The following is a 21,839-nucleotide window of genomic DNA, read 5'->3' as shown; positions in this document are numbered from 1 at the left end:
GATTCACTCATGCCACAGAGACTCACTCTCACTGACATCGCCGACCAGGCGGGCGTCTCCACCGCGACTGTCTCCCGTGTGCTCAATGGAAAGTCCAACGTGGCTGACTCGACCCGTCGGCAGGTACTCGCTGCGCTCGACATCCTGGGCTACGAGCGGCCCGAGTCGGTGCACCAGACCTCCCGCGGTCTCATGGGGCTGATCGTGCCCGAGCTGAGCAACCCGATCTTTCCGCTGTTCGCCCAGCAGATCGAACAGCTCCTGGCACCCTCCGGGCACACTCCCCTGCTGTGTACCCAGACCCCCGGCGGTATCAGCGAGGACGAGTACATCGAGATGCTCGTGGACCGCGGTGTCGCCGGCATCATCTTCGTCTCCGGACGCCACGCGGACACCACCGGTGACGTGACCCGCTACCAGCGCCTGCGTGAGCGTGGCGTACCACTGGTGACGATCAACGGCAACGCGCCGACCATCAAGGCACCGGGCTTCGCCACCGATGACCGCCGGGCGACCCGCATCGCGGTGGATCACCTCATCGCCCTGGGTCACCAGCGCATCGGCCTGGCCATGGGGCCGATGCGCATGGTGCCGGCTCAGCGCAAGCGCTCCGGTTACGAGGACGCCATGGGCGAGGGCCTTCCCGAGGAGCCGCTGCGCATCGTGGAGACGCTCTACACCTACGAGGGCGGGGTCAGCGCAGCATTGCACCTGCTGGAGCAGGGCTGCACCGGCATCGTCTGCTCCTCGGACGTCATGGCCCTGGGTGTGGTCCACGGGGTGCGCCAGACGGGCAGGTCAGTGCCTCATGACGTCTCCGTCATCGGCTACGACGACTCGCCACTCATCCCCATGACGGACCCGCCGCTGACCACGGTGCGTCAGCCCGTGGAGTCCATCTGCCGGGCGGCCGTCTCCACGCTCCTCGCGCAGCTCAACGGGCAGCGGCCGGCCGACACCGAGATGCTCTTCGCCCCCGACCTCATCGTGCGCGACTCGACCGCCGCGGCCCCCATCGACTGAGCCCCGGTTGGCCGGCAGCGGTGTGCTGACGCCAGTGCTCCGGTCAGCGCGACCACGTGCGGGCCAACCGGGAGCCGAGGTCTACCAGCCGTGCCTCCAGCCCGTGGGAGTCAGTCGCTTCCCAGGGCTCGGCGGCGTGAGCCTCCTGCAGTCCGTAGGCGTTGGTGACACCGGTTGCGGCCAGCTCGCCGCGACTGACGGCGCAGCGCCCGCACACCAGGATGCACGGCTGTGCCTGTGAGGCGGCCTGCTGGCCGACGACGCCCACGACGCCGTCGGCCAGGACGTCGTAGAGCTCTCCCCAGGCCGAGACCACCAGGTCCTGCCCGTAGGCGGCCTCGCTCAGACAGACGAGCTCAGCCATGACTCGCGCCCCGGGCCGCGCCCAGGCTCCCAGGGCCCGCAGCAGCAGGGCGCTGCCCCCGCCCGCCCCGGTCCCCCAGGTCGACACGCTCAGGCGAGCCGTCCCTGCCGAGTCCGCCGCGTGCGCAGAGGCGGACGGCCCGGCGTCGTCGAGTGCAGAGACGACAGGCAGACTCCTGCGTGCATTGAGGCCACCGGGATCGAGGTCCTCGGCCGCCCTGACGCTTTCCATTGCCTTGGCGCAGGCGCGGCGGTCCAGTTCCTGGGCCCGCTCCGGGCTGATGGAGGTGATACTCGTCAGTGCCGCCCCGGCACCGTTCATGCCTCCCAGGGAGATGTCGTCGGCCAGGGCCAGTCCCAGGCTGCGATGCGACAGCAGGTCCTTGGCTGCTCGCAGGCCGCCGAGCGCATCGATGGCTCCCAGGCCCCCGTCGTGGACGGCGGAGCGCGACATCCCCACCACAAGCGTGTCCACGGGGCCGGTACGGCTCAGGGCTGCACCGATGACTTCTCCCAAACCGGAGGTGCTGCCCTCCAGCGCCTCCTGGGCCGCCTCATCGGGATCTGAGGGAAGCGCCAGGAGACGGGCGGCGTCCAGGAACCAGGTGCTCGCTTCTGCGGGGTGCCGGTTCCCGGATCGTGAGGGCCTGGGAACCAGACGCACCAGGTCGACCTCTCTGACCTCTCCGAGCGGGCCCCGCCCCTGAATGACCTCCCGGGAGGCGACCTGATCGGGGGCGATCACCTGCGCCGAGCCCGGTCCGCCGTCCGCCATGGGCAGCAGGGTCAGGGAGTCATGGGGGCGCGCCGCCCGCCAGCCACGCGCCAGACAGGAGGCGACCCGGCCCGGGGCAAGACCAGTTCCCGAGCCCGCCAAAGGCACTCCAGCGGGCTCGGGCCACAAGCCACCAGGGGCGAGGAGAACCTTCATGGGCTCGTTCTCCGGTTGCGGTCTCGGTGAGCACTGGCCGTCATGAGTCGATGGCACCGCCCAGACGGGCCAGGAGGAGGGCCTCGGCAACCACGATGTGCTCGAGCTCGCCCAGGTGCATGGACTCGTTCTCACTGTGGGCGCGAGTATCGGGGTCCTCGATCCCGGTGACGAGCACCTGGGCACCCGGGAAGGTCTCCTTGAGGGTAGCGATGAAGGGGATGGAGCCGCCCTGTCCGATATTGACGGCCTCGGTATCCCAGGCGGTGGACAGGGCCCAGTGAGCGGCCTCGGAGGCGGGCGTGACCTCGGAGCCGTCGAAGGCCGGCCCGGCTTCACGGCCGGTGACGGTCAGCCGGCCCCCGAAGGGCACGTGCTTCTCCAGGTGGGCGACCAGGGCCTCCTGGGCCGCGGCCGGATCCTGTCCAGGAGCGATGCGCAGCGAAAGCCGGGCCGTGCACGAGGGGGTCAGGACGTTGCCGGCCAGCTCCAGGGGCGTGACGTCCATGCCGATGAGCGTCAGCGAGGGCTTGGTCCACAGCCGGGCAGTGAGGTCACCGGTGCCGGAGAGCTCGACGCCGTCGAGAATGCCGGCGTCGGCGCGGAAGTCGGCCTCCGGGTAATCGGGGAAGTCGGCGTCGGCCTGGGACCGGCTGACCAGTCCGGCCACGGCGACGTCACCGGCGTCGTCGTGGCAGGAGGCGATCAGTCGGCACATGGCGGTGGCGGCATCCAGCACGGGGCCGCCGTACATGCCGGAGTGAAGCGCGTGGTCGAGCATGTCGAGACGGACGTCAACCTGGACGACGCCGCGCAGCGAGGTGGTCAGGGACGGGATGCCGACCTTCCAGTTGGAGGAGTCGGCCACGACGATGACGTCGGAGGCCAGGCGGTCGCGGTGAGTGGTCAGAAAGTTCTCGAAGGAGGGGCTGCCCACCTCCTCCTCACCCTCAATGAAGACCGTCACGGAGCAGGGCAGCTCGCCGTCGGCCAGGGAAGCCAGGATGCGCAGGGCGTGGGCGTGGGTGATGACGCCGGCCTTGTCGTCAGCGGTTCCGCGTCCGAACAGCCGCTCCCCGCGCCGCTCGGCGGTGAAGGGGTCGGCCTGGTCCCAGCCGGTCGGGTCGCCGACGGGCTGGACGTCGTGGTGGGAGTAGAGCAGGACGTGCGGGCTGCCCTGGGGGCCGGCCTTGTGGGCCAGGACGGCGGGCCGACCGGGGGTGCCGTCAGGGGCGGGCACCGAGAGGATCTCGGCATCCAGACCGCTGTCGCGCAGGAGCGCGGCCACGGCCTCGGCGGAGCGCTGGACCTCAGACTGGTCGTGGCTGGAGGCGGAGACCGAGGGAATCGCGACCAGATCCGTCAGGTCGGAGACGATGGTGGGCATGGAGGTGTGCACGGCGGTGCGCACGGCATCAACGGTGATCATGGTTTTCAGGGTATCGCGCCGCTGCCGCTAGTCTTGGCACCGTGAGCCTGTTCAAGAAGCGCAGCCAGACCCCTGAGCCGGAGCCCGTGGCCGAGCCCTCCCCCAAGCCCGGAGGCAAGGGACGCCCCACGCCCCGGCGTAAGGACCAGCAGGCCAAGAACCTGCACCCCGTGGTCCCCAAGGACCGTGCGGCCGCCAAGCGGGAGGCGCGAGCGGCCCGTGACGCCGCCTGGAAGCGCCAGAACGAGGCCATGGTCACCGGTGAGGAGAAGTACCTTCCCTCCCGTGAGAAGGGGCCGATCAAGCGCTACATCCGCGACTTCGTTGATGCGCGCTTCAACCTGGGCGAGTACTTCATGCCCCTCATCTTCGTCCTGCTCATCATCTCCTTCGGATTCAGCCGCATCCTGCCCCACTACCCGCTCGTCAGCTTCTACACAGTGCTGGCGATGAACGGCTACCTGCTTCTGGCGATCGCCGACGCCGTCTGGTGCTGGGCGCGCCTGCGCCGCCGCCTCATCGCAAAGTTCGGTCAGGAGAAGGTCAAGGACGAGGGGACGATCCTCTTCTACATCATGTCGCGCTGCTTCATGCTGCGGCGCTGGCGCCGTCCCGCCGCCCTGGTCAGTCGGGGCCAGTACCCCTCCTGATCCGCTCCGGGGCCGCTGTGGGGCGGCCCCGGTCGCCCGGGGCTCAGGCAGTCGCCCGGGCGGCGGAGCCCGTGGCCAGGGCCCGGTTGATGCGCCCCGGCCAGGCGGGACCGTTGTAGATGAAGGCCGTGTAGGCCTGAAGCAGGTCCGCACCCGCGTCGAGCATGAGCTCGGCGTCCATGACGGAGGAGATGCCTCCGACGCCGATGATCGTGGGCTCCTGCCCCAGCCCGCGGCGCAGGCGGCGCACGACCTCCAGGGCGCGGGGCAGAAGTGGGGCGCCGGACAGGCCGCCCTCCCCCAGGTCGTGGTCGATGGTCGTGTTGGTGGCCACCACCCCGTCGAGGCCCATGTCCAGGACCATCTGCGCAACCGCGTCGATGTCCTCGTCAGCCAGGTCCGGGGCGATCTTGACCAGGAGCGGCACGTGCCGCCTGGCGGCGCGGTCGGCGGCCTCGCGCACCGCCTCGAGGATCGGTCGCAGCGTCTCAACGCTCTGCAGGCTGCGCAGCCCGGGGGTGTTGGGGCTGGAGACGTTGACAACGAGGTAGTCGACCCAGCGGGCCACTGCCGCGGCCGAGTAGCGGTAGTCCTCCACCGCCTCCTCGAGCGGGGTCACCTTGGTCTTGCCGATGTTCGCGCCGACGACGATGGATCGCCCTCGAGGGGTGCGGCGCAGTGCCCGCAGGCGCTTGGCGGCCTCATCCGCCCCGGAGTTGTTGAAGCCCATGCGGTTGCGCACGGCGCGCATCTGCGGGTAGCGCCACATGCGGGGCTTGTCGTTGCCGCCCTGGGGGTGGGCGGTGAAGGTGCCGACCTCGATGAAGCCGAAGCCGAGCATGTCCAGGCCCTCGACGGCCTGTCCCTCCTTGTCCATGCCCGCTGCGAGCCCCAGGATGCCTGGCACGGGTCGGGCGAAGGGACCGCCCTGGTTGGCCGAGGGCACGGGGAAGACCGGCCTGCGCCCCCACATCTGGCGCACCACGTCCCTGACGAGGGGAACCTTGCCGGTGATCTCGATCGCGTCCAGGCACACGTCGTGGATCAGCTCGGGGTCGATACGGGTCAGCACGGTCTTGTACAGCAGGTCGTAGAGCACGGCATCAGGCTACCCCGACCAGGCCTTCCAGGGACTGTGCAGGATCCCGCCATTATTCTCCTCTGTGTCCCCGCTTCGCACCGGTGACGGTGTCACGGTAGCGTGGGCTTCGTCCGAGCCTCATTGCAGGCGTGTTCTCAGAGGTGGCCAGTGTCCTTCAACCGCGATATCCAGCTCGACCCCAACCGGGTCCAGACCCGTTCCGGCGGAGGTCGGGGCGCCGTGATCGGTGGCGGCTCCATCCTGACCGTCATCGCCGTCGTGCTCATCTCCCAGCTCACGGGAGTGGACCTGACCTCCATGCTGGGGGCGCAGCAGCAGACCGGGACGACGACGTCGACGGCCTCATCGATCGACACCTCCGTCTGCACCAGCGGGGACAGTGCCAACAAGTACACCCAGTGCCGCATGGTGGCCACCGCCGAGTCCCTCGACGCGGTGTGGACCGAGCAGCTTCCCGCCCAGGCGGGGCTCAAGTACGCCAAGCCCGAGTTCGTCCTGTGGGACGGCACCCAGATCTCCTCGGCCTGCGGCAACGCCTCCTCGGCGGTCGGTCCCTTCTACTGCTCAGGGGACCGGACGGTCTACCTGGACATGAGCTTCTTCTCCGAGATGGAGCGCTCCCTGGGGGCCGCTGACACGCCCCTGGCGGAGGAGTACATCGTGGCCCACGAGTTCGGCCACCACATCCAGCACCTGACCGGGCAGATGGCCAAGGCCGACCGCTCGGGCAGCGGTGCGACGTCGGACTCGGTGCGACTGGAGCTCCAGGCGGACTGCTACGCGGGGATCTGGGTCAACCACGCCTCCTCCACCCCCGACCCGGACACCGGCAAGCCCTTCCTCAATCGTCCCAGCAGTGAGGAGATCAAGGGCGCGCTGGGCGCGGCCGAGGCCGTGGGCGATGACCACATCCAGGAGCGGGCCAAGGGGCACGTCGACTCCGACACGTGGACCCACGGATCCTCCGAGCAGCGCGTGCGCTGGTTCACCACCGGGATGAACTCCGGCTCAGTGCAGGCCTGCAACACCTTCGCCGTCGACGCCTCCCAGCTCTGAGACACGCCGGGGGCGACGCCGTTCGTCGCCCCGGCTCGTCCTTCCTCCCCACCGATCCTCTCGGTCTGACGGGGCCCGCCGCCTTGAGAGCGGCGGGCCCCGTTTGCGTGCGACGTGGCGTCACACCTGACAGTGGGTTCATGACGCACACGTCGCCAGTGACATCGCCGGTACCAGCCTTCAGGAGGACACCATGACCAGGGCGCTCATCGTTGTTGAGTCCTACTTCGGCAATACTCGGGCCATCGCCGAGGCCGTCGCCGCCGGGTTGATCGAGGGCGGCATCGAGGCTCAGGTCATCGACGTTGCCCGGGCTCCGAGTGCCCTGCCCTCGGACCTGGATCTACTCGCCCTGGGAGCTCCCACCCACAACCGGCGCCTGCCGACCACGACCACGCGGGCCAAGGCCCGTGAGCAGGCGGCGTCGGAAGAGGCCTCCCCTGGGATCGGCGAGTGGCTGGAGACCGTGGCAATCCCGGCATCCATCGACGCCGCGGCCTTTGACACGGTCATCTCCAAGGGCTGGCTCAGCGGTTCTGCGGCCAAGGCGATTGCCAAGACGCTACAGCGGCGGCAGGGTCGGCGGACGGTGTCGGTCAGAAGCTTCGTGGTCACGGCGAGCAAGGGCCCGCTGGCCAGCGGCCAGGAGTCCGACGCCCACAGCTGGGGACGCGAGCTCGCGGCTTCGGCGAACACCAGATAACGACAGACGTCTTGGCGACAACTACGCATCTCATCATCGGAAGGAAAACAACAACATGACAGCAACGAACCGCGACAAGTCGTCCCGGCTGCAGTTGAGCGGACGAGACATCGCCGGAGCATGCCTGGCCGTCTGCGGTCTCCTCATCATCATCTGGGGAGGGACGCTCGAGTCGGTCAGCGTCACTGACCCCGGCTTCATGAGCTTCGCCGTCAGCGGCCTGGTGATCGTCGCAGCCGGGGCATGCCTGGTGACAGCCCTTCCTCGCGCTGCTCGTGTCACACTCATCTGGCTGGCAACGCTGACGTCGATGTTCTATCTGTTCATCCTCGGCATGGCGGTTATCGTGTCCCTGATGAGCTGTGTGGTGATCGCTGGGATCGCGGCCTGGCTGACCATCAGAATCCTGAGATGAGGTAAGGCGGCCAACTCGGTGCGATAAGAGCGCAGCGGCGAAGTCGCCTCCGGAGTTCTTCAGACCGAGCCGATTTCGCCGCCTCTCCCTGAGTGGTTCAGTAGTAGCGCCACTGCCGCATGTCTTGGTTGTAGACCTCGACGATCCGCGGATGCAGGAGGGTGGAGGGCTCCATGAACTCGGTGCGGGCCGGCTTGGTTCGCATGATGAACTCCAGGGTCTTGCGGTCCTGGTAGGTCAGGCCTTGGGGCAGTGGCTGGCTGATGAGGTTCTGCGGCGTCCTGGTGGACAGCACGAAGCCCCACTCCCCGAAGGAGGGGACATTGGTGGAGAAGGGCAGGATCTGTCGATCCGGCTGAGCGGCGGCGACGGTGCTGGCCACCGTGGAGAAGGCGTGGGGTGAGAAGAAGGTGGAGGTCGCTTGGGTGACCATGACGCCCTCGGGTGCCAGCCGCGCCTCGATGTTCCGATAGAACTCGGTGGAGTAGAGCTTGGCGAGTTTCTCGTTGGAGGGGTCGACCAGGTCGATGAGAGCGACGTCGTAGGTCGCTTTGGAGTCCTGGACGTAGGTGAAGGCGTCGTCGTTGACGACCTTCACCCTGGGGTCGGACAGGGAGGCGTGGTTGAGGTCCTTGAGCAGGCGGTTATTCCGAGCCAACTCGGTGACATCAGGGTCGATGTCCACGATGGTGACGTCGGTGACGCTGGGGTAGCGCAGGATCTCCCGGGCCAGCAGACCGTCACCGCCGCCGAGCACAAGCACGTGGGCGGGATCCTTCACCGAGGTCATGGCACTGGCGGACAGAGTCTCGTGGTACCTGGCCTCGTCCAGGCTGGAGAACTGGAGCTGGCCGTTGAGGTACAGGCGCAGGTCATCCTGGTACTGGGTGAGGACGACCTTCTGGTAGGCGGTCTGCTGGTAGTAGACGATCGGGTCGTTGTAGGTCAGCGCCTCCACACTGCGCTCGATGCGGTTGGCGGCTGCGAACATGCCGACCAGTGCCACCACGGCGGCGGTGGCCGCCCACAGGATCTTGCGCGGTGTGCGCACCTGGAGCAGGACGAGCAGTGCGACCAGGACGTTGAGGGCGCCTACCAGGTAGGCCCCGCGCATGAGGCCGAGCTGTGGGAGGAGCACCAGGGGGAAGACCAGGGAGGCCACCAGGGAGCCGAAGTAGTCGATGGCCATGACCTTGCCGAGCAGCTCACTGGTCGAGCGGCGCCCGAAGGCGGCGAAGGTCCGCACCAGCAGCGGGATTTCCAGGCCGATGAGGATGCCGATGGTCAGGCTGATACCGCCGAAGACCACCCAGTGCAGGCGTGTGCGCCCAAAGGCCAGGTACAGCAGGAGGACGGAGTTGCCACCGATGAGGCCCAGGAGCACCTCGCTGACACCGAAGACGACTGCCGGCGCTGCACGGAAGCGGTTGACCAGCAGCGAGCCGATGCCCATGCCGAACAGGGTGATACCAGTGGCCAGACTGAAGCTGAGCACGGAGTCGCCCAGGAGATAGGAGGCGGCCGTGCCCAGGATGAGCTCGTAGATGAGCCCGCCGATCGCGGCGAGCAGCGCCGCAGTGAACAGGGCGACGTTCTCCCGTCGCCCGATTCGGCCGTGGGTCATGGTGTGCGGCTCAGCTCAGAATGGTCGCGGCGATGATGATGGCGATGGCCAGCGCCGTACCGGCGAAGGCGACCCCCAGGCCGATGTTCTGGTCCTCAATGAGCTCACGTCTGAGGTCAAGACGGAAGATGCGGTTGACCAGCAGCGCGAACACCATGAGCAGGAACACTCCGAGCACCGCGTAGACGATGGTGCTCAGCAGTGACTGCCAGTTGAGGTCGACCGATGAGTGGTGAGCGATGGTCATGAGCGACATGTCTTCTCCTTCGTGTATGACCGTCGAGGGGGTTGAGTCAGTGGGCTCCAGGTCATTTTCCGACGCCGCCGCCCCCGCCGCCGTAGACCGAGCGATTCCGGAAGGAGACGCCGCCTCCTGAGGGAAAGAAACCCTCATCTTCATCGATCAGCTCGGCAAGCACCAGCACCACGAACATCAGGACGATCCAGAACACGGGGGCCCACACGCTACCGTTCGTCCCGGAGATCGCCGCGGGGAACCACCGCCAGAACCTTCGCACGAAACCGGGTATCCACCACGGTCGAGTCACGGGCCTACCGAAGACCCTGTACTGCTTCGAGGAGGACAGACCTGTTTCGCTGTAGATCTCTCGGGTGTGGAGGCGATGTGCATCGACCACCATGGTGGAGATCGAGCCCTGAGCATCCACCACGCGGAGCTCGGCACACGTCGTCGCGGTGAGAGCCCCCTGCGAATGATCGATGGCCCCGGTCTCGTGGTCGATCTCAGCACGGCGCACATTCATGACCTCGACGGTGCACGGCCGGCCACGGACTCTCAGCTTCCGGCTCCAACCGACCTCGAGCGTGAGCGGGTCAATCGCCGGCTGGACAGGAACCGGCTCGTGAAGAACAACCTTGTTGGTATCTCGACGGATCTCCAGCCAGAGCTCTCTACCCTCGTCGTCGATCAGGCGCCACTGCTCCCGCTTGACGAAGCGCCGACTTCCCTGATCCCGTCGCTTCAGGACAACTCGCCCCATGACGGTGTAGTACCGGCGCTTCTTCCTCAAGGAACCGCGAAGCGTCTCACCGACTCTCAGATCGCCTCTGACACTCACAGCGTGATCTCCGAGCTGGTCACCTGCTGGGCCCGCAGGCGCCTGCGCACCAACTCCCCCACGGCCTCGATCTGGGCGGGGGTCAGTGTGCGACAGCTGGTGAGCGTCACGTAGCCGGTGCCGGACTCGGGCCAGGTGTGGGCGGCGATATGCGACTCGGACAGAATGATGACGGCGCTCAGTCCCTGGGGCTCGAAGCGGTGGTGAGCGCTGGATACGGCTGTCAGTCCCGCCGTCTGGGCGGCGCCAAGGAGAATTGACTCCACGGTGGACAGGTCGTTGAGCGCATACGGCTCGGCGCCACTGATCTTGTAGCTGACGGAACACAGGCTCACCGCACTCACGCGAGCACGGTAGCAACGAGGCAGGCAGCCGACAAACGGGCTGAGGTCCCCATCCTCGCTCTCCCGCCGTCAACAACGCATGGCGGGAAGCCCACCACCGATGGGGCGGGCCTACTTACCGACTCCACCTCCGCCGCCCCCGTAGACCGGGCGGTGACGATAGCTCCGTGAGGAGCCCGAGTGCGAGGTGCTGGTGGAATCGGCGTCGCCATTGGAACGGCCAGGGTTGGAGCAGGCGGAGAACAGTCCGCCGATGAGCACGATACTGACGAGGGCGGCGACGACCGCGCATCCGATGTTCCGGCCGGTTCTTCCGGGGACAGATCGGCGGTTGTACAGGACCCGCCCGAAGAGCTGCTTCTGCTGCGCAGTGGACAAGGAGGTCTTGCGGTATGCCAGGAGGTCACGGAAACGGTGGCTGTCGATGGTCAGTCTGCTGGTCACGCCGGCCGGGTCCGTCAGCCGTACCTCGGCGTAGGTCATGGTCTCGCCGATGTTGAGTGGGCACACCGGGGAACCGATGACGTTCTCGAGCGTTCCGGTGGTCACCTCCTCAACCATGCCCCGGTGCAGGACGCCATTGATCGTCAGCGGCATCGTCTGGCCGACGGTCAGGGCCCACGGCTCGATCGTCTCCTGGAGACGAACGGGTTCGTAGAAGAGGACCTCGCCGGGATCGTGGTCGACCTCGACCCAGGTGTCGGCGTTGCTGGCCCCGATGAGCTGCCACTCCTCCCAGTAGTAGAAGCAGTGGTCCTGGGTGTCCCATTCCTTGAAGAGCAGGCAACCTGTGACTGACAGGGCGCCTGCACTGCCCTGGAGCAGGTCGCCGACCTGCAGGTTGCCTCGCGTGCCGTTCACCAGGACCCTCCCGCCTGCGGAAGGTGAGACGGGGCGCCGCTGCCGCCGTCAGTACCTGATCCGCCTGTCATCACGCGGGCACAGTAGCAACGCGGGCATGCCCCGGCAAACGGATCGCACTCCCCATGATCCGGCCCCACTACGTGGATCCGAACGGCTCAGGATCCGGGTGCCGTGTGAGACTGTCCCCATGCGCGTTGCCGAGATCGCCGAGCTGACCGGAACAACCGTGCGCACGGTGCGCTACTACCACTCGCTGGGTCTGCTTCCAGTTCCCGGAGAACGGGGCGGCTGGCGCGACTACGACCTGAGCCACGTCGCCCGGCTCTCCCGGATCCGCTGGCTGGTCCAGGCCGGTGTGTCCCTGGAGACCATCAGGCGCGTTCTCGACGAGTCCGAGGCGACCGGCGTCGAGCAACCCGACGACGCGCCCGCGGCCGGAACGGTTGAAGCACGCGCGGCGGCCGGCTCCGTGGTCGAGGACCTGGCCGGGGCACTGGCCGCCGTGGAGGATCACCTGGCCGAGGTCGCCAGGCAGAGGGACATGCTCGCCGGCCTGCTGGAGCGAGCCAAAGCCGGTTCGACGGTCTCACCGATATCCCCACGTATGGCGGCCTTCTTCGACCGGCTGGAGCAGGCCGCTGCCGATGAGGCCACCCGCTGCGCCGTGCGCAAGGAGCGGGACCTGACCGACCTGGCCTGCTATCGCGGCCAGATGCCGCCGGAGGCGGAGTTCCTCTTCGTGGACCCGGATCCTGACTACGACGCCGAGTCACTGGCCCTTTACTCCCAGGAGCCGACCGAGATGTCAGAGGCGCAGATCGAGCAGCGCGCCCAGGTCATGGTCTCCCGGATGGAGGCCCGGCTGCCGCCTGAGCGCCTTGCAGCCCTGGCCAGCAGCGTCGACACCGATGCGGTCCGGGGACTCTTCAGCCTCATCGGAGCCACGGGGTACCCCGATGCGCGGCTCACCCGGGCCTTGGAACGGGAGTTCCTCACCGCGATCGACCGATGGCGCCTGAGTCGGTGAGCGCCGCTCGCACGCCCGGTTCACTGCGAGCCGATGGGACCGCACCAGCAGCCGAGGCGAGTAGCGTCGCTGGTATGAGTCAACACCTTCCTTCATCTGACAACGTGGTTCTCAAAGGCATCCGTGAGGAGCCCAGCGCCGAGGACGGAGCACGGGTCCTGGTGGACCGGCTCTGGCCCCGCGGCGTGTCCAAGGAGCGCGCCGCTCTCGACGAGTGGGCCAAGGACGCCACCCCCACCACCGAGCTGCGGCGGGCCTTCCACAGCGGGGACCTGCCCTGGCTCCAGTTCGTCGAGGCCTACCGGGCCGAGCTCACTGAGAGGCCCGAGGCGGCCGCCGCCGTCGAGCACCTGCGTCACGAGGCCCTTACGGGGCGCGTGACGCTCCTGTTCGCCGGCCACGACCACGTCCACTGCCACGCGCGTGTCCTGCGCGAGGCGGTCCTCGGTGTCGAGGAGGACCTGACCTGACGGCGGCCTCGAAGGAGACTCAGACGTTGAAGCCCAGGGCGCGCAGCTGCTCGCGGCCCTCAGGGGTGATCTTGTCCGGCCCCCACGGCGGCAGCCACACCCACTGGATGCGGACCTTGTCGGCGATGAGGGACAGGGCCTGCTGGGCCTGCTCCTCAATGACGTCGGTGAGCGGGCACGCGGCGGTGGTCAGGGTCATGTCGAGCACGACGGTACCGTCGGGCTCGATCGATACCCCGTAGAGCAGGCCGAGGTCGACGACGTTGATACCGAGCTCAGGGTCGATGACGTCGCGCAGGGCCTCCTCGACGGCGGCGACGTCGACGCCCTCGGTGCTGGCGACGGGGGCCGGCGGCTGCTGGGCGGCCATGGGGTTGTCGGCGGCTGCCGGCATCCCGCTGGGGTTGTCACTCATGGCTTCTTCCTTCTTCCTCGCGGGTCGGACAGTGGTGTCAGGACGGTCGGGCTACTCGGGGTCGTTCGGCTCAACGGTGGGCAGGGCGACGCCGGACTTGGCCAGGGCGTCCTTGAGGGCCATCCACCCCAGCAGGGCGCACTTGACGCGGTTGGGGTACTTCGAGACGCCCTCGAAGGCGGCCCCGTCCTCCAGGTCATCCAGGATGGTGTCGTCGACGCCCTTGCCGCGTGAGTGCATGAGGGTATCGAAGTCCGCCTCGAGGCGGGCCACGGTGGCCAGGTCGGCGCCGTGGACGAGGTCGTGCATGACGGAGATGGAGGCCTGGGAGATGGAGCACCCGTCCCCCTCCCAGCCGATGGCCTCAATCTTGCCGTCCTTGACGCGCACTCCCAGGGTCACGTCGTCACCGCAGGTGGGGTTGACCTGGTGGCTGGTGGCGTCCGGGGCCTCCAGGGCGCCGGAGCCGTGGCGCTCACGGGAGTGGTCGAGGATGACTTGCTGGTAGAGCTGGTCGAGTTCGTTCATGCTCACCTCTGGAAGTAGCGCCGGACGTCGGCGATGGCGGACAGGAAGCGGTCCACCTCCTCGGGAGTGGAGCAGGCCCCGAAGGACAGGCGCGAGGAGGCGTGGATGCCGAAGTGCTGGTGGATGGGCTGGGCGCAGTGGTGGCCGGTGCGCACGGCGACGCCGGCGGCATCGAGGACCTGGCCGACGTCGTGAGGGTGGACTCCCTCGATGGAGAAGGCGACCACACCCAGGCGGTCGGTGGTGTCGGTCGGGCCGACCAGGCGCAGCCCGGGGGCCTGGGCCAGGCCCTCGAGCACCTGCTGGGTCAGGGCCTGCTCGGTGGCGTGGAGCCGGTCCAGGCCGATCCGGGCCAGGTACTCCACGGCGGTGCGCCATCCCGCGGCCTGCGCCAGCGGCTGGCTGCCGGCCTCGAAACGGGGCGGGCCGCTCATGAAGGTCGACGACTCCATGGTGACGATCTCAATCATGGAGCCGCCGGTGAGCACCGGTGGCATCGCAGCCAGGAGCTCCTCGGTGGCCACGAGCGCGCCGATGCCGGTGGGGCCGAGCATCTTGTGGCTGGAGAGCACCATGGCGTCCACGCCCGCGGTCTTCAGGGCGCCGAAGTCCAACGGGAGGTGAGCGGCGGACTGGCAGGTGTCCAGGACAACGAGCGCACCGACCTGCTGGGCGCGTGGGAGGATGAGGTCGAGTGGGCTGATCGCACCGGTGACGTTGGAGGCGTGAGTCAGGGCCAGGACGCGGGTTTGCTCGGTGATGACGTCCAGGGTGGCGGCATCGATGCGCCCGTCCTCGGTCAGGTCCAGCCAGCGCAGGGTGGCGCCGGTGCGGGCGCACAGTTCCTGCCAGGGCACGAGGTTGGCGTGGTGCTCAGCGCGGGTGACGACCACCTCGTCGCCCTCTCCGATGATGAGGCGCCGAGCCGGGTCATCGGCCGCGGCGGGCCCTCCACCGCGGGCCGCCGACCGGCCCTGGCTGGCGTGCCCGATGGCCAGAGCCACGAGGTTGATGGCTTCGGTGGCGTTCTTGGTGAAGACGAGCTCGCTGCCGCGCGCCCCGACGAAGGCGGCGACGGCGTCGCGGGCGTCCTCAAAGGTGGCGGTGGCCTCGTCGGCGAGCTGGTAGGTCGAGCGCCCCGCCGCGCCGTTGGACATGCGGTAGAAGTCGGCCTCCGTGGCGATGACGCCGGCGGGTTTCTGGCTCGTGGCCGCCCAGTCCAGGTAGGCCAGAGCCTCGCCGTTGCGGGCGGCCCGCTCCAGGTAGGGGAAGTCGGCGCGGATCGCGGCGACCTCCTCAGCGTTGAGCGCGCCGGTCGAAGGCGCCCCGGTGAGTGGGGCCGTGGACTGAGTCATGACGTGCCTTTCCGATTCGGTGCGGGGCGGTTCCGGGCATGGTCGCCGACGGCGGGGTCTGAGGTCACGAGGAACCTTAGTCCCCCTGCCTCAATGCCGGGGCCGGCGACGGCGCCTTGTTGCGCGGCGCGCCGTCGTCGGCCCCGGCACGGTGAGGACTGTCAGGCGAGGTAGCGGTCGTAGCCCTCTTCCTCGAGGCGGTCGGCCAGGTCGGGGCCGCCGGCCTCGGCCACGCGCCCGTCGACGAAGACGTGGACGTGGTCGGGCTTGATGTAGCGCAGGATGCGCGTGTAGTGGGTGATGAGGAGGAAGCCGGCGTCGGTCTCGTCGTGGAGGCGGTTGACGCCCTCGGAGACGATGCGCAGGGCGTCAACGTCCAGGCCGGAGTCGGTCTCGTCCAGGACGGCGAAGCGGGGACGGAGCAGCTCCATCTGGAGGATCTCGAAGCGCTTCTTCTCACCGCCGGAGAAGCCGGCGTTGACGTCGCGCTGGGAGAAGGCGGGGTCCATCCGCAGGTTCTTCATGGCCTGGTTGACCTCGCCGACCCACTGGCGCACCTTGGGGGCCTGGCCGTCGATGGCGGTCTTGGCCGTGCGCAGGAAGTTGGCCACGGTGACGCCGGGGACCTCGACGGGGTACTGCATGGCCAGGAAGAGGCCGGCGCGGGCGCGCTCGTCCACGCTCATCTCCAGCAGGTCGACGCCGTCGAGGAGGACCTCGCCGTCGGTGACCTCGTAGTCGGGGTGCCCGGCGATGGAGTAGGCCAGGGTGGACTTGCCTGAGCCGTTGGGGCCCATGATGGCGTGGACCTGGTTGGAGTCGATGGTCAGGTCGACGCCCTTGAGGATGGGCTTGGGGCCGTCGTTGGTGGCGACCTGGACGTGGAGGTTCTTGATCTGCAGAGTGCTCATGCGACGTTTCTTTCAGCTGGGTTGTGGTCTGGTTGCGGGTGGGCGGACCGTCGTGCGGGTCCGGCCTGTCACTCGGCTGCCGGCTCGGCGGCGGGGTCCTGGTCGGTGCGGGCGGTGATGAGTCCGGTGAGCTCGAGCTCCTTCTCGATGGCGGCCATGAGGCGCTCCTCGACCTCATCGACACCGATCTCGGCGACGATCTCGTTGAAGAAGCCCAGGACGACGAGGCGGCGGGCCTCGGTCTCGGGGATGCCGCGGGCACGCAGGTAGAACAGCTGCTGGTCGTCGAAGCGGCCGGTGGCGCTGGCGTGGCCGGCCCCCTCGATGTTGCCGTTCTCGATCTCCAGGTTCGGCACGGAGTCGGCCTTGGCCCCCTCGGTGAGGACCAGGTTGCGGTTGAGCTCGTAGGTGTCCGTGCCGCGGGCGGCCTGGCCGATGAGGCAGTCCCCCACCCACACGGCGTGCGCGCCCTCGCCCTGGAGGGCGCCCTTGTAGGTGACACGCGAGTAGCAGTGGGGCTCGGTGTGAGCCACGTAAGGGCGGTGCTCCTGGTGCTGACCGGCATCGGTGAAGTAGACGCCGTAGGCGTCGATGTGCCCGCCCTCGCCGGAGAAGCCCAGGTCGGGGCAGATGCGCACGTCTCCGCCGAGGCTGACGACGACGTGCTTGAGGACGCCGCGGTCACAGACCTTGACCCGGTGGTTGGAGGCATGGACGGCCCCGTCCTCCCAGCCCTGGACGGTCACCAGGGTGAGCTCGGCGCCGTCGGCGACCGTCACCTCGACACCCTGGGTCAGGGCGGCGGTGCCGGTGTGGTCCAGGACGACGGTTCCCTTGGAACCGGCCTCGGCAGCGACGAGGATGTGCTGGGCGGTGGGGCGGGCGAGCTGTGCGTCCTGGCCGATGATGTTCAGTCGGGCGGCCCGCTCCAGCTGGGCGCCGGGCTCCAGCGTGAGCACCGTGGCGGTCTCTGTGCCGTTCCAGGCGGTGACGCCGGTGCGGTCGACCGGGGCACCCACGGTGCCGATGCGGGCGTCGCTGCGCGCGACCGTCTCCAGGCTCACGCCGTCGGGCAGGTCCGTCTCGATACGGACACCGGCATCGCTCTGGCCTGCGGTGGCCGCGCGGATGGCGTCGAGGTCGAACAGCGGGGCGAAGCGCTTCATCGGCGTGAAGCGCCACTCCTCCTCACGGCCGCGCGGCACCGGGATGTCGGCGGGGTCGAAGGAGGTGGGGCGGTCGGCGCGCGAGGAGACGTAGCGCGGCCCGCCGTGGGAGTGGGCGCCGTCGAGCGTGGCGCTCGAGTGGTCGGTCGAGAGTTCAGGCATGTGGAGGTGCTCCTTGGCCGGTAGCAGGCCGGTGTGATGAGGTGTGGGTCGAAGGCTGAGTGGGCTGACGAGGGAGGATCCGCTGCGGTGGGTCAGCCCACCGAGTTCTCCATCTGCAGCTCGATGAGCCGGTTGAGCTCGAGGGCGTACTCCATGGGCAGCTCCCGGGCAATGGGCTCGACGAAGCCGCGCACGATCGTGGCCATGGCCTCGGTCTCGGTCAGCCCGCGCTGCATGAGGTAGAAGAGCTGGTCGGCGCTCACCTTGGAGACGGTCGCCTCGTGGCCCATCTCGACGTCGTCGGTGCGCACGTCGACGTAGGGGTAGGTGTCCGAGCGGGAGATCTCATCGACCAGGAGCGCGTCGCACAGCACGTTGGACTTGGAGTGCCGGGCGTTCTTCATGATCTGCACCAGTCCGCGGTAGGCGCTGCGGCCACCGTGGCGGGCGATCGACTTGGAGACGATGTGGCTGGAGGTGTGGGGCGCCATGTGGACCATCTTGGCGCCGGTGTCCTGGTGCTGGTCCGCGCCGGCGAAGGCGATGGACAGGGCCTCGCCGCGGGCGTGAGGGCCCATGAGGAAGACGGCCGGGTACTTCATGTTCCGCTTGGAGCCGATGTTGCCGTCGATCCACTCCATGGTGGCGCCCTCCTCGCAGGTAGCGCGCTGGGTCACCAGGTTGTAGACGTTGTTGGACCAGTTCTGGATGGTCGTGTAGCGCACGCGGGCGTTCTTCTTGACCACGATCTCCACGATCGCCGAGTGCAGGGAGTCGGTGGAGTAGATGGGGGGGGGGCAGCCCTCGACGTAGTGGACGTAGGAGTCCTCGTCGGCGATGATGAGCGTGCGCTCGAACTGGCCCATGTTCTCGGTGTTGATGCGGAAGTAGGCCTGGAGCGGGATCTCGACGTGGACGCCCTTGGGGACGTAGATGAAGGAGCCCCCGGACCACACGGCCGTGTTGAGGGCGGCGAACTTGTTGTCGCCGGCGGGCACCACGGTCCCGAAGTACTCCTTGACGAGCTCGGGGTACTCGCGCACGGCGGTGTCGGTGTCCACGAAGATGACGCCCTGCTCCTCCAGGTCACCGCGGATCTGGTGGTAGACGACCTCCGACTCGTACTGGGCGGCCACGCCGGCCACCAGGCGCTCGCGCTCGGCCTCGGGGATGCCGATGCGGTCGTAGGTGTTCTTGATGTCCTCGGGCAGGTCGTCCCAGGAGTTGGCCGGCCGGTCCGTGGAGCGCACGTAGTACTTGACGGCGTCCATGTCGAGCTGGGAGAGGTCCACGCCCCAGGTGGGCATGGGCTTGCGCTCGAAGGTGGAGTAGGCCTTGAGACGCTTGGCCAGCATCCACTCCGGCTCTCCCTTGATGGCGGAGATCTCGCGGACCACCTGCTCATCCAGGCCTCGCTTGGCCTTCTCACCGGCCTCGTCGGAGTCGTGCCAGCCGAAGTCGTAGCTCGTCGAGATCGAGTCGATGATCTCGTCGTCGGTGCTACGCGTGGTCTCGGTTGTCGGCAGTGTCATCGGGTTCCTTCCATTCGCTTGGTCTCAAGGCCTCGCGTCTTAGCCGCCGCCCGAACCGCGCGCTTGCGCAGCGCGGGCATGGCGATCGGAATGTGGGTGGTACAGACGTGCTCGCCTCCGGCCAGGGTGGCCAGACGCTGGACCGGGACGCCCACGAGCCGGGAGATGGCCTGGGTCTCGGCGTCGCACAGCTCGTGGAACTCCCCGGCCACGTCGCGCACCGGGCAGTTGCCCTGGCACAGCTGGACGGCGAAGGAGCCGTCCCCGACGTCGCGTACCGAGGCCGCGTAGCCGTCGAGAGTCAGGGCGTCCGCCAGGGCGCGGGCCCTCTCCGAGGGATCCTTGCCGGCCGCCTCGACGACGGTGGCGTAGCGGCGCTCGAGGTCACGGCCCCTGGCCGCGGCGAAGGAGTCGACCGCCTTGTCACCGGCCACCTGGGACAGGTAGTGCAGGGCACGGTTGGCCAGGTCGGAGTAGCCCTCCGCGAAGGAGGTGCGGGCCTTGGGCGTCAAGACGTAGTGCCGGGCCGGGCGACCGCGGCCGCGCTTGCCCGTCTGGGCCGGCGTGTGCACCTCGATCTGCTCAGCGTCCTCAAGGGCGGTGATGTGCCTGCGCACGGCGGCCGGCGTCAGGCTCAGGACCTTGGCGAGCTGCGCCGCCGACACCGGTCCCTTCTCGGCGATGAGGTCGAGAACGCGTGCCCGGGTAGAGTCGTCGTCGCTCTGCGTCATGACGGTTCTCCTCCCCTAGTCGCTTCCGACGCCTCACGGCCTGCCCCGTTGCGGCCGGTTCGGCTATGCCCTGGACCGGCTCCAGGCACTGACCTGCGAGGCGTCGCTGGTCGTTGTGCCACGAGTTTAACCAAGATCTTGCTTGCCGAATTCAACACTGGCAAGTTCACGACGGAGCGTCGCAGGGTGGGATTGAACACGCCACCTAATCAAAGGTGAGCCTCACTTAGGAACACCTAACTAGTGGAATGGCGCTGATTCCACGACTGTGAGGCCCGTTGCTGCCCTGTACTGTCTACTACTCCTGCAGCCGTTACTCCGGTGCGGGTTCCTAGAGGCTCTCCGGGCTGCGCAGCCAGGGGGCGTCAGCGGGACGCAGTCCCGCCCAGCCGCGGGTGCGCGCCTGGGCCGTGGCCAGGACTCCGAGCACCGTGGAGGGGTTGTGCAGGCGGCCGCCCATGACGGCGTCGAGGGCCTCGTCCAGGCGGACCCAGGTGGGCACGAACTCGGCCTCCTCGTCCTCGCGGACGGTGCGCCGGTCCTCGGGCAGCAGGCTCAGGTCCTGGGCGAGGAAGATCCTGGCGCCCTCGGTGGTGAAGCCGGGTGAGGCGTAGAACTCGGCCAGCGTGTGCCAGGTGGCCGCCTCGTAGTCGGTCTCCTCGGCGAGCTCTCGGGCGGCGGCGACGGCCGGTTCCTCCCCCGCCACGTCGAGCAGTCCCGCGGGGATCTCCCACAGGCAGGCGCGCACGGGATGACGGTACTGGCGGATCATGAGGATCTCCGCGGCACCGTCGGCCTGGGAGGATGCCTCGCCCTCGCGCAGGGCGACGACGGCGACGGCGTCGTGGTGGACGACGACCTGACGGGCCACCGGCTCCTGACCGGGGCCGAGGCGCACCTGGTCGGCGTCGACAGCGAAGATCGGCCCGCTCCAGACCCGCTCGCTGGAGACCAGCTCCCGCCCCAACTCGCGTACATCGACGAGCCTGCTCGTGTCGCTCACGACGTCGTCATTCTCGGCGGCCCTGCTGTCCGTTCTGTCCACGCCCGGCTCCTTCACTCGTTGTCCGCGTCATCGCTGCACACATCGGCGTAGTTGATGGTATCGCCGCTGTCGTTGCTGGCAGTGGTGAAGCACTCGGCCGGTTCATCACCCGGGACGACATGTTCCCCACACCGGTGAGAGGCGTAGACCTCCCGACGACGATCCAGTCCTGCGCACACAAGCGCGGCGAACAGCGGGTGGGCTCGGGTGGGACGAGAGCGGAACTCAGGATGGGCCTGGGTGGCAACGTAATATGGGTGCCGGCTGCGGTCGAGCTCAACGAACTCAGTGAGGCGACCGTCCGGGGAGGTTCCGCTGACTCGTAGCCCCACCGAGGCCAGGCGCTCCCGGTAGTCGTTGTTGACCTCGAAGCGGTGGCGGTGGCGTTCACTGACCTCATTGGTTCCATACGTCTCTGCGACGATCGAGCCTTCCGTCAGAACCGCCGGGTAGGAGCCCAGGCGCATGGTGCCTCCGAGGTTGCCGTCACCGTGGAGGATCTGGCGCTGGGAATCCATGGTAGCCACGACCGGATCAGGAGTCTCAGGCTCCATCTCAGTGGAGGAGGCCGCGCTCAGGCCCAGGAGATTGCGAGCGGCCTCGATGACCATGCACTGCAGCCCCAGGCACAGTCCTAGGGTCGGGACGCGGTGCTCCCGGGCCCAGCGCAGAGCACCGACTTTGCCCTCGATCCCACGTACACCGAAACCTCCCGGTACGACGATCGCGTCAACGCCCGCGAGGGCCCGCTGGGCTCCCTCAGGGGTCTCGCAGACGTCAGAGGCCACCCAGCGGATGTCGACACGGGCGTGGTTGGCGAAGCCGCCGTGACGGATCGCCTCGGAGACGGACAGGTAGGCGTCGTGCAGGTCGACGTACTTGCCTACTGTGCTGTCTCCTCACTTCTGAGACAT

The 21,839-nt window shown here is 68.3% G+C and carries 23 protein-coding genes and 1 pseudogene; 7 read left to right on the top strand and 17 right to left on the bottom strand.

The window, feature by feature from the left end; genetic code table 11:
* Nucleotides 1-9: 9 nt before the first annotated feature.
* Entirely contained in the window at nt 10-1,023 is a 1,014-nt protein-coding gene (locus HMPREF3165_RS10435) for a LacI family DNA-binding transcriptional regulator (RefSeq protein WP_004564713.1), read from the top strand.
* 43 nt (nt 1,024-1,066) lie between these two features.
* Here HMPREF3165_RS10435 and HMPREF3165_RS10430 read toward each other — a convergent pair whose 3' ends face one another.
* Nucleotides 1,067-2,317 (bottom strand): glycerate kinase, encoded by a 1,251-nt coding sequence (locus HMPREF3165_RS10430; RefSeq protein WP_070513225.1) that lies wholly within the window; start codon nt 2,315-2,317, stop codon nt 1,067-1,069.
* Between the two features lie 40 nt (nt 2,318-2,357).
* Entirely contained in the window at nt 2,358-3,746 is a 1,389-nt protein-coding gene (locus HMPREF3165_RS10425; protein ID WP_070513223.1) for a dipeptidase, read from the bottom strand.
* A 41-nt stretch (nt 3,747-3,787) separates the two neighbouring features.
* Here HMPREF3165_RS10425 and HMPREF3165_RS10420 point away from each other — a divergent pair, with 41 nt between their 5' ends.
* Nucleotides 3,788-4,396, top strand: coding sequence for a DUF3043 domain-containing protein (locus HMPREF3165_RS10420; protein ID WP_070513220.1), 609 nt, complete (start codon nt 3,788-3,790; stop codon nt 4,394-4,396).
* Nucleotides 4,397-4,439: 43 nt separating this feature from the next.
* On the opposite strand, the gene HMPREF3165_RS10415 is transcribed toward HMPREF3165_RS10420, so the two are convergent.
* Complete coding sequence (locus HMPREF3165_RS10415; protein ID WP_004564709.1) at nt 4,440-5,495, bottom strand: quinone-dependent dihydroorotate dehydrogenase; 1,056 nt, start codon at nt 5,493-5,495, stop codon at nt 4,440-4,442.
* Between the two features lie 150 nt (nt 5,496-5,645).
* Between HMPREF3165_RS10415 and HMPREF3165_RS10410 the strand changes: the two genes are divergently transcribed.
* From HMPREF3165_RS10410 to HMPREF3165_RS10400, 3 genes are all read left to right on the top strand, one after another.
* Nucleotides 5,646-6,554 carry a KPN_02809 family neutral zinc metallopeptidase gene (locus tag HMPREF3165_RS10410; protein ID WP_004564708.1) on the top strand — a complete coding sequence of 303 codons (909 nt, stop codon included), beginning with the start codon at nt 5,646-5,648 and terminating at the stop codon, nt 6,552-6,554.
* Nucleotides 6,555-6,747: 193 nt separating this feature from the next.
* Complete coding sequence (locus tag HMPREF3165_RS10405; RefSeq protein WP_070513217.1) at nt 6,748-7,257, top strand: flavodoxin family protein; 510 nt, start codon at nt 6,748-6,750, stop codon at nt 7,255-7,257.
* A 55-nt stretch (nt 7,258-7,312) separates the two neighbouring features.
* Nucleotides 7,313-7,672 (top strand): hypothetical protein, encoded by a 360-nt coding sequence (locus HMPREF3165_RS10400; RefSeq protein ID WP_004564706.1) that lies wholly within the window; start codon nt 7,313-7,315, stop codon nt 7,670-7,672.
* 97 nt (nt 7,673-7,769) lie between these two features.
* On the opposite strand, the gene HMPREF3165_RS10395 is transcribed toward HMPREF3165_RS10400, so the two are convergent.
* The 5 genes from HMPREF3165_RS10395 to HMPREF3165_RS10375 form a co-directional block, all read right to left on the bottom strand.
* Nucleotides 7,770-9,296: a polyamine aminopropyltransferase gene (locus HMPREF3165_RS10395; RefSeq protein WP_070513214.1), complete on the bottom strand. Its 1,527-nt coding sequence runs from the start codon at nt 9,294-9,296 to the stop codon at nt 7,770-7,772.
* 10 nt (nt 9,297-9,306) lie between these two features.
* Complete coding sequence (locus tag HMPREF3165_RS10390) at nt 9,307-9,552, bottom strand: DUF350 domain-containing protein (RefSeq protein WP_070513211.1); 246 nt, start codon at nt 9,550-9,552, stop codon at nt 9,307-9,309.
* 52 nt (nt 9,553-9,604) lie between these two features.
* On the bottom strand, nt 9,605-10,327 hold the full coding sequence (locus HMPREF3165_RS10385) for a hypothetical protein (protein WP_256275271.1): 723 nt from the start codon (nt 10,325-10,327) through the stop codon (nt 9,605-9,607).
* A 44-nt stretch (nt 10,328-10,371) separates the two neighbouring features.
* Nucleotides 10,372-10,719, bottom strand: a complete 348-nt coding sequence (locus HMPREF3165_RS10380) for an S-adenosylmethionine decarboxylase family protein (protein ID WP_020991462.1) — start codon at nt 10,717-10,719, stop codon at nt 10,372-10,374.
* A 111-nt stretch (nt 10,720-10,830) separates the two neighbouring features.
* Entirely contained in the window at nt 10,831-11,580 is a 750-nt protein-coding gene (locus tag HMPREF3165_RS10375; RefSeq protein ID WP_070513205.1) for a hypothetical protein, read from the bottom strand.
* Nucleotides 11,581-11,770: 190 nt separating this feature from the next.
* Here HMPREF3165_RS10375 and HMPREF3165_RS10370 point away from each other — a divergent pair, with 190 nt between their 5' ends.
* Entirely contained in the window at nt 11,771-12,610 is an 840-nt protein-coding gene (locus HMPREF3165_RS10370; protein ID WP_070513202.1) for a MerR family transcriptional regulator, read from the top strand.
* Between the two features lie 74 nt (nt 12,611-12,684).
* On the top strand, nt 12,685-13,080 hold the full coding sequence (locus tag HMPREF3165_RS10365; protein ID WP_070513199.1) for a DUF488 domain-containing protein: 396 nt from the start codon (nt 12,685-12,687) through the stop codon (nt 13,078-13,080).
* Between the two features lie 19 nt (nt 13,081-13,099).
* Here HMPREF3165_RS10365 and HMPREF3165_RS10360 read toward each other — a convergent pair whose 3' ends face one another.
* The 9 genes and pseudogenes from HMPREF3165_RS10360 to HMPREF3165_RS10320 all read right to left on the bottom strand — a co-directional run.
* A complete protein-coding gene (locus HMPREF3165_RS10360) occupies nt 13,100-13,495 on the bottom strand; it encodes a metal-sulfur cluster assembly factor (RefSeq protein WP_004564698.1) in 396 nt (131 codons plus the stop codon).
* A gap of 51 nt (nt 13,496-13,546) precedes the next feature.
* On the bottom strand, nt 13,547-14,023 hold the full coding sequence (sufU, locus tag HMPREF3165_RS10355; RefSeq protein ID WP_070513197.1) for a Fe-S cluster assembly sulfur transfer protein SufU: 477 nt from the start codon (nt 14,021-14,023) through the stop codon (nt 13,547-13,549).
* A gap of 2 nt (nt 14,024-14,025) precedes the next feature.
* Nucleotides 14,026-15,378 carry a SufS family cysteine desulfurase gene (locus HMPREF3165_RS10350; protein WP_070513195.1) on the bottom strand — a complete coding sequence of 451 codons (1,353 nt, stop codon included), beginning with the start codon at nt 15,376-15,378 and terminating at the stop codon, nt 14,026-14,028.
* A 161-nt stretch (nt 15,379-15,539) separates the two neighbouring features.
* Complete coding sequence (sufC, locus tag HMPREF3165_RS10345) at nt 15,540-16,289, bottom strand: Fe-S cluster assembly ATPase SufC (protein WP_004564695.1); 750 nt, start codon at nt 16,287-16,289, stop codon at nt 15,540-15,542.
* A gap of 68 nt (nt 16,290-16,357) precedes the next feature.
* On the bottom strand, nt 16,358-17,617 hold the full coding sequence (gene sufD, locus HMPREF3165_RS10340; RefSeq protein WP_009405797.1) for a Fe-S cluster assembly protein SufD: 1,260 nt from the start codon (nt 17,615-17,617) through the stop codon (nt 16,358-16,360).
* Nucleotides 17,618-17,709: 92 nt separating this feature from the next.
* Nucleotides 17,710-19,149 carry a Fe-S cluster assembly protein SufB gene (gene sufB, locus HMPREF3165_RS10335; RefSeq protein WP_070513192.1) on the bottom strand — a complete coding sequence of 480 codons (1,440 nt, stop codon included), beginning with the start codon at nt 19,147-19,149 and terminating at the stop codon, nt 17,710-17,712.
* Nucleotides 19,146-19,880 (bottom strand): helix-turn-helix transcriptional regulator, encoded by a 735-nt coding sequence (locus HMPREF3165_RS10330; RefSeq protein WP_009747484.1) that lies wholly within the window; start codon nt 19,878-19,880, stop codon nt 19,146-19,148. Before HMPREF3165_RS10330 ends, sufB begins: the two co-directional genes overlap by 4 nt.
* Before the next feature lie 331 nt (nt 19,881-20,211).
* Entirely contained in the window at nt 20,212-20,883 is a 672-nt protein-coding gene (locus tag HMPREF3165_RS10325) for an NUDIX domain-containing protein (protein ID WP_141745053.1), read from the bottom strand.
* 53 nt (nt 20,884-20,936) lie between these two features.
* Nucleotides 20,937-21,812, bottom strand: a pseudogene (locus HMPREF3165_RS10320) (CTP synthase); the annotation flags it as partial.
* Between the last annotated feature and the right edge of the window lie 27 nt (nt 21,813-21,839).

It is taken from the genome of Actinomyces sp. HMSC08A09 (assembly GCF_001807465.1).
GTDB lineage: Bacteria > Actinomycetota > Actinomycetes > Actinomycetales > Actinomycetaceae > Actinomyces > Actinomyces oris.
Note: the sequence above shows the minus strand (reverse complement) of the source record. Positions and strands in the feature narration are given on the sequence as shown.